A 12,242-nucleotide genomic window follows, 5' to 3' on the forward strand; every position below is an offset into this window, starting at 1 on the left:
ATTTATTAAAAATAGAAAAGAAGGGTTTGTAATGAAAGGGTTATTTACAGGAAGATTTGAAGGATATTCATTGGGACATTTTCAAAAGGATCTTCTTTCTGGAATGATTGTAGGAGTTGTCGCGATTCCACTTGCAATGTCTTTTGCTATAGCCTCTGGTGTTAAGCCGGAGTATGGGATTTATACAACATGTATTGCCGGGATACTCATTTCGCTATTTGGTGGTTCAAAGTATCAAATAGGAGGACCTACAGGTGCTTTTGTTCCTATTCTTTTAGGGATTGTTATTACCTATGGGTATGAAGATTTACTACTTGCTGGTTTATTAGCTGGAATTATCTTATGTCTTATGGGGATTTTTAAGCTAGGATCTTTAATTAAGTTTATTCCGCGTCCTGTAACAATTGGCTTTACGTCAGGTATTGCTGTCATTATCTTTACAGGACAAATTTCCAGTTTCTTAGGTTTAACGGGTATCAAAAAACATGAAGAATTTATAGCGAACTTAAAAGAAATCTTTACTCATATTGATACTACTAATTTTTACAGTGTTTTAACTGCCTTGATTTGTTTGTTCATTATACTCATAACACCAAAAATTTTTCCAAAAGTACCAGGTTCATTAGTAGGGATTATAGTTTCAACTGTAATTGCAATTATATTTTTCTCAGGGCATATACCTACTATTGGCACAGCATATGGTACGATTCCAAATACACTTCCTCATTTTGGTATACCAGAAGTTACATTAGAGCGGATACAACAGCTAATTGGTCCAGCATTTGTTATTGCAATGCTGGGTGGTATTGAATCCCTTTTATCTGCTGTCGTAGCAGATGGTATGACAAATAGTAAACACAACAGTAATAAAGAACTGTTTGGTCAGGGTATTGCTAATATTGTTACACCGTTATTTGGAGGGATTCCTGCAACTGGAGCGATTGCTCGCACAGCAACCAATATCAAAAGTGGAGCCATATCTCCGATGTCAGGTGTGATTCATGGGGGATTTGTGTTATTTACACTTCTATTGTTAGCTCCATATGCTTCGCATATTCCTCTTGCTAGTATGGCTCCCATTTTAATGGTAGTAGCTTGGAATATGAGTGAGCAAAAACACTTTGTTCACATACTGAAAATGAAGACAGGGGATTCCCTTGTATTACTTGTAACTTTTTTACTCACTGTATTTACTAGTTTGACAACTGCTGTGGAAATCGGTCTTATTTTAGCTATTATTTTGTTTACAAAACGTATGAGCAATATGCTCGTTATATCTAAAGTGCTTCCTGATCACACAAAAAAGAACGAAAAATTGCTACCACATGTGGTAAGTAAAGCTCATGATTGTCCGCAAATTAGTATTTATACAATAGAAGGTCCGTTATTTTTTGGTGCTGCTCAGACGTTTGAACAAAACATTTTAGCAACCATTCATTATAAACCTAAAGTTTTAATTTTACGTATGGGAAAAGTTCCTTTTATTGATACAACAGGAGAATCATACTTTAGGAATATTGTCCAGCATTTTAAAAAACAAGGTGGCGTACTTCTCGTTTCGGGAGTTCAATCAGAGTTAAAAACAACTCTAGACAAGAATGGATTATACGCTGAGATTGGAGAAGAAAACTTTTTTGATCATACAGGAGAAGCGATTAACTACGCTCTAGAGCATTTAAATACGAAAAAATGTATAGGGTGTAAGCATTTCGCTTTTCGTGAATGTACCGGGCTTTCTCAGCAATCCCAGGAAGGGAATACAATAAATAATAAAGCTAATGCACTAGATTTTTAAGAAGAAATGTATTATAAATCATGGATATAAAGGAGAATAAATAATGTCTGAATTTCAAGATCAAGTATTAAACATTTTAGAAGAAGTATGTGAAAATGATATCGTAAAAGATAACCCAGATGTGCAATTATTTGAAGAAGGGATTTTAGATTCTTTTGGTACGGTATCTTTATTAGTAGAATTTCAAGAACGTTTAAACATTGAAGTGTCTATCTCTGATTTTGATCGCGATGAATGGGCGACACCAAACATGATTATTAAGAAATTGAAAGAAATTCGATAAAAATAGAAGTTTGAGAAATGGATAAGAAACAGTTTAACTTCGTAATTGTTTTTCTTATGAAGTCGTAAAAAGGAAATTGAAAATAATTCATATATATTAGAATGATAACAAGTGGAGGAAATAAAATATGTCTAATTTACCAAATTGTCCTAAATGTAATTCGGAATACACTTATGAAGATGGGAATCTTTTCGTATGCCCAGAATGTACTCATGAGTGGACTTTAGAATCAGAAACTGAAAATAGTGAAGATACAAAGGTAATCAAAGATGCAAATGGAAATGTACTAAACGATGGTGATTCTGTAACAGTCATCAAAGATCTTAAAGTAAAAGGAACTTCATCAGTTATAAAAATCGGTACAAAAGTAAAGAGTATCCGCTTAGTTGATGGAGATCATGATATTGATTGTAAAATTGATGGTTTTGGAGCAATGAAATTAAAATCTGAATTTGTTAAAAAGATATAAATGTTGCTTTATAATAAAAGATAAAAAATCTTTACTACTTGGAAAACATGTTGATTTCGCTATTTATTAGTAAAGAACTGTTTATATAACGATAGAGGGAAGGTGTTGTGATGATACGCAACACCTTCTTAAATATTGATGCGGAATTATATAATAACAGGGAAATTGAGTCTCTATTAATATTTGTATATCTAAAAAAAGAAAAGTTAGAAAATAGTATTGCAATATATTATCCTTGGGACTATAATAAATGAAAAGAATACCTAACTTTTAAGTTAAATATTCAGAATCTTCAATTAGTTAAATTTGGAAATGAGATACGTAATTTTTAATGGAGGTTTTATGATGACGAACAAAGTACCATTTTCGTTCATAGTAGTTATTGGATTAATGTTGTTTGCTCTCTTTTTTGGGGCAGGAAATTTAATTTTCCCTGCGATGCTTGGACAATCAGCAGGAACAAATGTTTGGTCAGCGAATGCAGGATTTTTAGTGACTGGAGTTGGACTACCGTTACTTGGTGTATTAGCATTTGGAATTTCAGGTAAAGAGGATTTACAATCGCTGGCAAGTCGTGTTCATCCTGTTTTCGGAGTTGTGTTTACAACAGTTTTGTATTTAGCAATTGGTCCTTTGTTTGCTATACCGAGAACGGGTAATGTTTCCTTTGAAATTGGTGTTAAACCTTTTGTACCAGAAAGTTTAGGTTCTATGCCTTTAATCATTTTTACAATTATATTCTTTAGCATTACATGTTTTTTTTCGCTCAATCCTGCGAAAATTGTCGATATTGTTGGGAAAATCTTGACGCCAATCAAATTAACGTTCATTGGAATTTTAGTAATTGTTGCTTTTATTCACCCAATAGGGGATATGCAAGCACCTGTTGAAAATTATACATCTCACGCATTCTTTAAAGGTTTTCAAGAAGGATACTTAACAATGGACACGCTTGCATCTTTCGTATTTGGCATTATTATCATTAATGCTATTAAAGAAAAAGGTGCGAAGACGAAAAAACAAATTATGGTTGTTTGTGCAAAAGCAACAATTATTGCAGCAACGACATTAGCGATTATTTATACAGCGCTTTCTTATATGGGAGCTTCAAGCGTAGCGAAGCTTGGACATTTAGATAATGGAGGAGCAGTGTTAGCGAAGGTTTCAAATTACTACTTTGGTTCATATGGCGGAATACTGTTAGGATTAATGATTACAGTAGCTTGTTTAACGACTAGTGTAGGGCTTGTCTCAGCATGTTCTTCATTTTTCCATAAATTATTTCCAAAGGTATCTTACAAAAAAATCGCGATTATGTTATCTGTGTTTAGTGCAATTGTTGCGAATGTAGGATTAACACAATTAATTGCTATTTCTGTTCCTGTATTAACAGCTATATATCCATTAGCAATTGTATTAATCTTCTTAACGTTTTTACATCCATTATTTAAAGGGAGATCAGAAGTTTATCAAGCAAGCTTACTTGTAACATTTATTATAAGTTTATTTGATGGACTTGGTGTAGCTGGAGTAAATATTCAAGTAGTTAATCAGCTGTTCACTCAAATTCTTCCGATGCATGAAGTAGGGCTCGGATGGATTTTCCCAGCTATTATTGGTGGACTTATTGGATATGGGATTAGTTATTTACGAATGAAAAGTGAAATTCATTCTAACGTAGCGAGAGTAAATAAGTAGTTATATGTACCAAAAAAAGTTATAGAATTCGTTTCTATAACTTTTTTATTATTATAGGAGATGAATAGCGAGAGTTTTTATAATAATTTAGATGTATAATAAATATAGAGATCTGGATCATTCATAGATGGCAATTTGATTAGATGTCTTTTATAAAAGAAGTAAAATGAAGCTAGGAGAAACGAAATGAATAAAAAAATTGATCATATTGGTATTGCTGTTCGTGATATAGATAGTAGTATACGTTTTTATGAAAAAGTCTTATCAGGAACATTAATAGATCGTTACATAAGTGAAGCGATAGGTGTTGAGAGTGAAGTGGCTATTCTTGAAGTGAACGGAGATAGAATTGAGTTACTTGCGCCGACGAATAATACAACTTCGCCAATTGCTAGGTTTATAAAGCAAAAAGGAAAAGGTGTACATCACATTGCTTATCGTGTAGATAATTTGGATCAAGCTTTAGAAGAATTAAAACAACAAGGAATTCGAACGTTGGAGCATACACTCCGTATAAACAAGCATGGTAGAAGATTAATTTACCTCAATCCAGCAGATACAGAGGGGACAATTATCGAATATTGTGATTACCCAGAGGAACAATAATTTGTATATGAAGTGTGATAAAAGGTGTCGCAGCAGCAAGTTTAGAAGCCTGGACAATCGCGACAACACTTACTGCAGTAACGCATCGATTAGATAGAGTAGGTTGTATAATATTGATTAAAAAACAAAAAGGTGTTACGCATTGGCGTAATACCTTTTTTGTGAGGAATTACGCTGTATGAAAGTAGATTTCACACTTTCTTCACAAATGATTCACTGTTTCTTTTCGTTTTTAAAAACTTATATTTATATATTATATGTTATAATCGTAACTAACTTTCTAAAGATAAGTGATGTTTGTATAAATAGTAGCTTTATAAGTGTAAGTTAAAGGTGGTGTGTGAACAGTTCATAATGAGAATTTATATTTTATTATTTGATATTTAATGAGGTTAATTTCTAAAAAAAGAGAGTAAAAATAGTGGTACTTTATTAACTTCCAAGTGAAATATAGTGATGCAAAAGAAAGAAGTGAAATGAATGTGAGTGTAGTAAGAAAACTAGGAATCTGGATGGTAATGGTATGTGTGTTACTGATACTGGCACCGAGCGCGGCTTCCGCTCATGCTTATATTGTTAAATCAAATCCTGCAGAAAATGAAACATTAGAAAAAGCACCTTCCGTTGTAAGGATTGAATTTGATGAAATGCTTCAATCCTCACACTTTAATACAGTATTCGTAAGGGATGCTTCAGGGAAACGAGTAGATTTGAAAAATGCTCATATTGATAAAAAGAATCCCAAATTATTAGAAGCTGGAGTGGAACAAAATATACCAAATGGTACGTATTCCATTTAGTGGAAAGCTATTTCTGCTGATGGGCATCCCATTCAAGGTGTCATTCCGTTCCGTATTGGAACAGAGGGAAAGGGAACGAGTGATATACAAGCCGAAGTTCCCTTACATATCAAATCTATATTTTGTTAAAGTTTGCTGTTTAGAGATTCCTCTAACATATCTTCTAACTCGTTCTTTGTCTCCTCAGTGCACAATTATTTATTGAACTAAATACATTTATGCATATTTTTTCCAAATTAGATTTGATAATATAGATAAACGGACATTAAATACATAATATATTAATAGTTAGGGAGGTATTAGAATTGAAAAGAACACCTGAATTTATACTAGGTTTAATTGGTGGTATTTTTGGAGTTATAGGTTCTTTTATTATATTGATGATAGCTATAACTGCTATGGATGGTTATATTGATTATAAACTTTTAACTTATTATTCTATTTTATTAATTATTCAAATAGGGCTGTTAGTTTTAGCATGTTCAGTAAATAAGGTTAACAATATAGCCTATGGACTTTGTATGATATTACTCCCATTAGTAACATTGGTTATGTCATTATTCCTTTTACTTATTCCAGTAATTCTTCAAATTATTTCTGGTGGATTTGCATTTCGATTTTTAAAGCAAGAATATCATTAAAACATTTAGTTATTACGAAATAACAGTAATTATATATAAGGATTAATTTAAATAATATTTTTGAAGGATGGTATTGTAATTTGAAACGCACTGTAGAATTTGTAATCGGCTTAATCGGAGGAATCTTAGGACTCTTACTTTCTTTATTTATTGTAATTGGTAGTATTTCCTACACTAGTTCTCACACTAGTTCTGGAGGTATTGAAGAATATATTATCATTACTTCTAGCATCGCCTTAATTATTCAAATAGGCCTATTAGTATTAGCTTGTTGTGTTAATAAAATAAATAATAAAACTTATGGTATTTGTATGATTGTATTAAGTATAATTTCATTGTTTTTAGGATTATTTATATTATTTCTTCCAGTGGTTTTACAAATCATTTCAGGTGCATTTGCATTTAGAACATTAAAACAGGAATATAATTAAAACTACAACCGACTAATAAATCTAATAAAAAACTTCCTTATCATACAAATAATAGGGTGTTTTTTTGTTGTATGAAGGTACAACGATAGAATTCATTTTGAAATATAATCTAGGCACGTAATAAACAAATAGGTAGAAAAGGGGTATTAAATTGTTACCTACAGTATTAGATTATGCAGTTAGAACTGTATTCTTTGTTCTTCAAACGTTCCAATCTCTTCAACTGGTAATCGAGAAGTATATGCAAGATTATAATTATGATCGTTATCAATGGACACTCAAAAAGATGGTTCCGGTACAATACCGGAACCATCTTTTAAGTGCCTAATTTTTAAAGGTCTTTTTATTAAACTGTCCATTTTATAGGGTACAGTTCATAGGCTCTTTCTTTTTTATCCCGCATTAACGGACAGTAACACTCTCCCCTCAAAATTCAGCGAAAGCAAAGAAGTTAGGTGGGAGATGAACTGTCCGTAAAAGCCCGATTGGTGAGGGCTAATAATCAGTGGGGGATGGAGAAAACCCCCACTGATTAAAGTTTCACTTTATTAACATTTTTTGGGTTCAATAGATTGTTTCATGATGAGCGATTTCGGTTTTATATTTACAAAGCAAATGCTTACGACAATAAATAGAAGTCCAACAAATAAGCTAATTGTAATCGCCTCATGTAGGAAAATAGAACTTATAATAATTGCGATAAGTGGAATAAGAAATGTATAGGCACCAACTTTACTTGCTTCTCCAGCTCCGACAAGTGTAAAGTAAGCGAGCCAGCCCATTGCGATAACAAAGATTGAGATGAATAGTAGTACGATTACAAATGGTATGCTCCAAGCGATGCTGGACCAGCTTTCAAATTCTGAACCGAAGCCAATTAAGCAAAATCCACCGATAATAAGTTGAAGTGTCACCATCCAAATTGCGTTTACACGGTTTCCAGTTTTTTTGATAAACACTGTACCAAGCGCCCATCCAATTGCACATCCTAAAGCAAGTAAGATGCCGATGACAGAAATATGTCCAGTTAAGCTACTAGAGCTAATAACAGCAACGCCCGCAAATCCAAGAATAAGACCAAAAATTTTCAAGCCATACATTGCTTCTTCCAGCCAAATCCAAGAGAAAATTCCAAGTAAGACAGGCTGAAGAAATACAATAGCGGAAAAGAGTCCAGCGGGCATATACTGAAGCCCTACAGTTTGTAGTCCGTAAAATAAAATAATGTTGAGTAGAGCTGAAATAAAGTATAAATGCCAAGTTTTTTTTAGATGTAACTGTTTGTATTTTGGCAATGCAAAAATAAGTAGAATGAATCCTCCAATTATTGTTCTAATTCCTGCAAACAATACGGGCGGTGTATAATGCAGAGCGAATTTAGATAAAGGCCAATTAATCCCCCACATAAGAACGAGAAATGAAAGGATTATGACCGTTTTTGTTCGTGAAAGCTGTGTCACGATAATACCTCCTTGTTGTATATCATTTCACTATGATATGATATTGAACACGATAAATAAAATGAATCTTTTTTATAAGGAGTATAAGTAATTTGTTATGACCATTACACAACTTCAAGTTTTTATAAAAGTAGTTGAACTAGGAAGTTTTACGAAGGCAGCTCGAGTTTTAAATATGACACAACCAGCTGTGAGCCATGCTATTTCTAGTGTTGAATCGGAACTCGGTGTAACGCTTATTATACGCGATAAAAGGAAAGGTCTAATTCTGACTGATGTAGGAAATCGGATTCTTGTTCATTTTCGAGAAATTTTAAATGGCGTTGAGAAAGTAGAACAAGAGGTTGCGATGGAGAAAGGGCATGAAGTCGGGACGATTCGAATCGGAAGCTTTCCAAGTGCATCAGCATATTTCTTGCCTAGAATGATTAATATCTTTCGTGAAAAATATCCGAATTTAGAGCTAGTTCTCCATGAAGGAACACTGAAAGAAGTAGAAGAGTGGCTATTATCACGTGTAATTGATGTCGGAATTGTTATTTTGCCCAATAAAGAAATGGAGATTGTACCGTTAACGAGGGGGAAAATGGTTGTTGTCCTGCATAATGATCATCCTCTTTGTGAGAAAGAAGCTATTACAATAAATGATTTAGAGGGTGAACCAATTATTTTATTTAAGGGAGGATACGAACCACCAATTATTGATATGTTTAAACAAGCAGGTGTACCACTTCGAGTTGAGTATGCGGTGTCTACCGTTACAACATCTTTAAATATGATTCAAGAGGGGTTAGGTTTAGCGATATTAGCTGAATTATCTTTAACGAATTTACCTCCAAATGTCAAAACGAAAGAATTAGCACCTCAAGTATGGAGGGAAATTGCTTTAGCTGTTCCTTCATTAAGGGAATCTTCACTAGCTGTTCAACTATTTATTGAAGAGTTCCAAGGGCTATTCGCAGAATGATAAAGAGCGTCTCATATATGATAATGAGATGCTTATTTGTTTTTAACTATAATAATGTCCAAAAAAATCTATAAAAAGGATTGACTTATTTTTTAGTTGTAACTATAATAATTACACTGAGGTGGTGATCATGATGAAAATTAGTAGCCGCTTTTCTATAGCTGTTCATATTTTATCTATTTTGAAAAACAATTCATCTTCTATTTGTACTTCAGAATTTATCGCTGAGAGTGTAAATACAAATCCGGTTGTAATTCGAAAAATAATGTCTGACTTAAAACGGGCTGAGTTTGTTTATGTAAATCGAGGGCCAGGTGGGGCTGAACTATTAAAGGATTTAAATGAGATTACATTATTAGATGTGTATCATGCAGTAAATGTAGTTGAGGCAGATAAGTTATTTCATATTCATGAACAACCCAATCCAGATTGTCCAATTGGAGCAAATATTCAAGCTGTATTAGAAGTGGTTTTGGTTCAAGCGCAATCTGCAATGGAAGAAGTTTTAAAAAATATCACGATGGAGAATTTGTTTGAATCGTTACAAGAGAAAATAAATGCTTGAAATAAGGATTGAAACATGCAAAGTTCTATAAAAGAGAGAGTGCATATTTTTTTTATATAAATGTAACCACTTTGGTTACAATTAATGACAATTAATGAAGGTAAGGTGTAATTATATGACTATAAAAATGAAAGTGTACTCTGATTTTATTTGTCCATTTTGTTTTTTGGCAAAGGGCCCATTGGATGAAGTAGCTAAGGAAAAAGATGTAGAAATTGAATGGATGCCATTCGAATTACGTCCAAGTCCATATGCAAAAATTGATCCATGGCAAGAACCAGATAAATTAAGTTCTTGGGATTCGTTTATTCTTCCTACTGCGAAAAAGTTAGGGGTTGAGATGAGTTTACCACGTGTTTCACCTCATCCATATACACACTTTGCGTTTGAAGGATATCAATTTGCGAAGGAACATGGTTTGGAAAATGCTTTTCATCATCGAGTGTTTACAGCATTTTTCCAGGAAGAACAAAATATTGAAGAGATTGATGTACTAACAAAGTTAGCAGGTGAAGTAGGGCTTCCTGAAGCTGAATTTAAAGAAGCTTTAATAACTCGTAAATATAAAGAGAAACATCAAAAAGCAATCCAACACGCATATGATGAAGCAAATATTATGGCTGTTCCAACGGTAATGATTGGAGACGAAGTAATTCAAGGTCTTGCTAGTAAGGAGATGCTAAAAAGAGTAATTGATAAAGAAATACAAAAGGGAAAAACAAATTCATTTGATGGAATGCAATGTACAACTGATGGATATTGCTAATACTTGTCTTCAATTGAAGAAACAAATCTATTTGTTTAAATAAATTATACAACTTATATACTTGGAGGAATTAACATGTCAGTAACTAGAACAAATTTAAAAGATGCAATCGTGAACCGTCGTTCAATCCGTAAAGTAACAAAAAATGCTACGATTACAAAAGAAAGAATCCAAGATGTTTTAAAAACAGCTTTACACGCACCATCATCTTTCAACATGCAAAGTGGTCGTATGGTTGTATTAATGGATGCAGAGCATGAAAAGTTCTGGGATGTTGTAAAAGAAACACTTAGAGCGCGTGTGCCAGCAGAAAATTTTGAAGCAACTGTTGAAAGACTAAAAGGTTTCCATGATGGAGTGGGGACAGTATTATTCTTTGAAAATCAAGCAACTGTAAAACAAATGCAAGAAAATGCACCTTTATATAAAGAGCAGTTCCCATATTGGTCTCACCAAGGGAGCGCAATGTTACAATATGCTGTTTGGATGTCATTATCTGCAGAGGGAATCGGAGCATCATTACAACACTACAATCCAATTGTAGATGCTGAAGTGAAAGAAACATGGGATATTCCAGCAGAATGGAGCTTAGTAGCACAAATGCCATTTGGTGAGCCAAATGAACAACCAGGAGAAAGAACGTTCTTACCTACTGAAGATGTAGTGAAATTTTATTAAAATGTACGACTGAAAGTATAAATATATATAGCAGAAAAAGAAGCTGTTTTGACAAATAGCTTCTTTTTTTATGTAAATGATTTTAAGGATTAATTGAAAAATATAAATAAAGTTGTTTAATCTTTTATGGGAAATTTGGTTTTAAAACCGAAGGCATTCTAAAAAATGACAAATTCCGTTCTGCCGACCAATACTATAACACCGTTGATGTGGGAGGATTTCATGTGTGATGTCTTGTGCACAGTCTGTATTTTACTGCGCAATAAAAGAATGAAACAACTTTATTGTAAATTAAACAACTTTATTGTAAATTAAACAACTTTATTGTAAATTAAACGACTTTATTGTAAATTAAACGACTTTATTTGTAATTAAAAACCTTTATCCCGCATTAGCGGGCAGTAAGACCCCCACCTCAAAATTTGGCAAAAGCAAAGAAGTTAGGTGGGGATGAACTGCCCGTAAAATCCCGATTGGTTCAACTAATAATCAGTGGGGGATGAAGAAAAACCCCACTGATTAAAGTTTCACTTTATTGTTCAGGTACACTAATACTTAATTTGTTATGGTATGAGTATGAACTCTTCGTTTAGGGAAGAAATATAATAAATAATATTTGCTCGATTCAATGAAAGTTTATAAAAGGATGTGTAATTATGAATAAAGAGAAGAAATATACAGTTGTAGGCACAGATATTGATGAAGTGAAACGTTTAAATAAAAATTCTGGGTTAACGTATAATCAAGTAAAGGAGTTACTAGCAAAGCGGATGAAGCGGAAATAAGGAAATAAAATAGTAGTCATGAATCATACGTTTATCTCGCTATTTGCTGGCAGTAATCCCCCCTCAAAATTCAGTGCAAGAAAAGAAGTTAGGTGGCAGATGAAGCCCCCGCTGATGGAAGTTTCTAGTTATGGCTTATTTGTTTCTGTATTTTGAATAAAAACTCTTAAAATATCAGAAAATGATAGAATTATTTTGAATAGGTTATGTATATCAGTAGTTATCCAAAAAATGAAAAAGACTAAGATTGTGTGTTGTGATGTATATACTAATATAGTTTTACGCTTTGATATGGAAT

General features: G+C 33.0%; 15 protein-coding genes and 1 pseudogene. 15 read left to right on the top strand and 1 reads right to left on the bottom strand.

Going from position 1 to position 12,242, the window contains the following annotated elements; genetic code table 11:
• The first annotated feature begins 31 nt into the window (after positions 1–31).
• The 10 genes and pseudogenes from ORL93_RS16270 (at position 32) to ORL93_RS16315 (ending at position 7,051) form a co-directional block, all read left to right on the top strand.
• Complete coding sequence (locus ORL93_RS16270) at positions 32–1,795, top strand: SulP family inorganic anion transporter (RefSeq protein WP_265959242.1); 1,764 nt, start codon at positions 32–34, stop codon at positions 1,793–1,795.
• Between the two features lie 43 nt (positions 1,796–1,838).
• Complete coding sequence (gene dltC / locus ORL93_RS16275; protein WP_003196905.1) at positions 1,839–2,078, top strand: D-alanine--poly(phosphoribitol) ligase subunit DltC; 240 nt, start codon at positions 1,839–1,841, stop codon at positions 2,076–2,078.
• A gap of 127 nt (positions 2,079–2,205) precedes the next feature.
• Entirely contained in the window at positions 2,206–2,547 is a 342-nt protein-coding gene (locus ORL93_RS16280; protein WP_265959243.1) for a zinc ribbon domain-containing protein YjdM, read from the top strand.
• A 345-nt stretch (positions 2,548–2,892) separates the two neighbouring features.
• The gene (gene brnQ / locus ORL93_RS16285; RefSeq protein WP_018765410.1) at positions 2,893–4,245 is read left to right on the top strand and encodes a branched-chain amino acid transport system II carrier protein; all 1,353 of its coding nucleotides are present in this window, start codon (positions 2,893–2,895) and stop codon (positions 4,243–4,245) included.
• 186 nt (positions 4,246–4,431) lie between these two features.
• The gene (locus tag ORL93_RS16290) at positions 4,432–4,851 is read left to right on the top strand and encodes a VOC family protein (protein WP_003196910.1); all 420 of its coding nucleotides are present in this window, start codon (positions 4,432–4,434) and stop codon (positions 4,849–4,851) included.
• 14 nt (positions 4,852–4,865) lie between these two features.
• On the top strand, positions 4,866–5,033 hold the full coding sequence (locus ORL93_RS16295) for a hypothetical protein (RefSeq protein ID WP_003196912.1): 168 nt from the start codon (positions 4,866–4,868) through the stop codon (positions 5,031–5,033).
• A 294-nt stretch (positions 5,034–5,327) separates the two neighbouring features.
• Positions 5,328–5,747 (top strand): annotated as a pseudogene (locus tag ORL93_RS16300) (copper resistance CopC family protein); the annotation flags it as partial.
• Positions 5,748–5,956: 209 nt separating this feature from the next.
• Entirely contained in the window at positions 5,957–6,292 is a 336-nt protein-coding gene (locus ORL93_RS16305; protein ID WP_098161015.1) for a DUF4064 domain-containing protein, read from the top strand.
• 80 nt (positions 6,293–6,372) lie between these two features.
• Positions 6,373–6,723 carry a DUF4064 domain-containing protein gene (locus ORL93_RS16310; RefSeq protein WP_016114488.1) on the top strand — a complete coding sequence of 117 codons (351 nt, stop codon included), beginning with the start codon at positions 6,373–6,375 and terminating at the stop codon, positions 6,721–6,723.
• A 151-nt stretch (positions 6,724–6,874) separates the two neighbouring features.
• Positions 6,875–7,051, top strand: coding sequence for an IS3 family transposase (locus ORL93_RS16315; RefSeq protein WP_018781380.1), 177 nt, complete (start codon positions 6,875–6,877; stop codon positions 7,049–7,051).
• Between the two features lie 220 nt (positions 7,052–7,271).
• Here the strand turns inward: ORL93_RS16315 and ORL93_RS16320 are convergent, their stop codons facing one another.
• Positions 7,272–8,183 carry a DMT family transporter gene (locus tag ORL93_RS16320; RefSeq protein WP_098161014.1) on the bottom strand — a complete coding sequence of 304 codons (912 nt, stop codon included), beginning with the start codon at positions 8,181–8,183 and terminating at the stop codon, positions 7,272–7,274.
• Positions 8,184–8,280: 97 nt separating this feature from the next.
• Between ORL93_RS16320 and ORL93_RS16325 the strand changes: the two genes are divergently transcribed.
• The 5 genes from ORL93_RS16325 (at position 8,281) to ORL93_RS16345 (ending at position 11,944) form a co-directional block, all read left to right on the top strand.
• Positions 8,281–9,150: a LysR family transcriptional regulator gene (locus ORL93_RS16325; protein WP_003196930.1), complete on the top strand. Its 870-nt coding sequence runs from the start codon at positions 8,281–8,283 to the stop codon at positions 9,148–9,150.
• Between the two features lie 133 nt (positions 9,151–9,283).
• Positions 9,284–9,715: an Rrf2 family transcriptional regulator gene (locus ORL93_RS16330; RefSeq protein ID WP_018765415.1), complete on the top strand. Its 432-nt coding sequence runs from the start codon at positions 9,284–9,286 to the stop codon at positions 9,713–9,715.
• 115 nt (positions 9,716–9,830) lie between these two features.
• Positions 9,831–10,481, top strand: coding sequence for a DsbA family oxidoreductase (locus ORL93_RS16335; protein WP_097794102.1), 651 nt, complete (start codon positions 9,831–9,833; stop codon positions 10,479–10,481).
• 75 nt (positions 10,482–10,556) lie between these two features.
• Positions 10,557–11,159: a nitroreductase family protein gene (locus ORL93_RS16340; RefSeq protein ID WP_265959244.1), complete on the top strand. Its 603-nt coding sequence runs from the start codon at positions 10,557–10,559 to the stop codon at positions 11,157–11,159.
• Positions 11,160–11,815: 656 nt separating this feature from the next.
• Positions 11,816–11,944 (top strand): hypothetical protein, encoded by a 129-nt coding sequence (locus tag ORL93_RS16345; protein ID WP_003196938.1) that lies wholly within the window; start codon positions 11,816–11,818, stop codon positions 11,942–11,944.
• Positions 11,945–12,242: the final 298 nt, after the last annotated feature.

It is taken from the genome of Bacillus sp. DHT2 (assembly GCF_026241455.1).
Lineage (GTDB): Bacteria > Bacillota > Bacilli > Bacillales > Bacillaceae_G > Bacillus_A > Bacillus_A pseudomycoides.